Origin of the sequence: Parapedobacter sp. GCM10030251 (genome assembly GCF_042666505.1) — a bacterium.
Lineage (GTDB): Bacteria > Bacteroidota > Bacteroidia > Sphingobacteriales > Sphingobacteriaceae > Parapedobacter.
Genome location: NZ_JBHTDN010000053.1, coordinates 1 through 501, shown reverse-complemented (window position 1 = coordinate 501; position 501 = coordinate 1). Strand labels below are relative to the sequence as shown.

Sequence of the window (501 nt, the reverse complement as noted above, 5' to 3'; positions counted from 1 at the left end):
GCGAACCTCGTGCTGAGCATTACCGGTACAACGGACGGTGCAGAGCCGGGCACCGATGGGGCATTTACCATCGGCCTTCCTTCAGGGATAACGGCAACCGAGGACATCACGGTGACCTACACGGTAAGCGGTACGGCCGCGGCAGGTAGCGACTACACCGCCCTTACCGGCACGGTGACCATCCCTGCAGGCCAGAACAGCGTAAGCGTGCCAGTGGCGGTGAGCGACGACCAGGTGATCGAAGGCACCGAGACGGTGATTCTGACCCTGACCGGAGGCAGCTCGACCAGCTTCACCTTTACGGCAAGCGGCACGGATGGCAGCGCCACGGTAAACATCACGGATGATGAAAGCACCGTGCCGGCGAACCTCGTGCTGAGCATTACCGGTACAACGGACGGTGCAGAGCCGGGCACCGATGGGGCATTTACCATCGGCCTTCCTTCAGGGATAACGGCAACCGAGGACATCACGGTGACCTACACGGTAAGCGGTACGGCC

At 61.9% G+C, this 501-nt stretch carries 1 protein-coding gene; it reads left to right on the top strand.

Going from position 1 to position 501, the window contains the following annotated elements:
* On the top strand, positions 1–501 hold a 501-nt coding region (locus ACFQRK_RS24030; RefSeq protein ID WP_379010974.1), incomplete at both ends, for a Calx-beta domain-containing protein.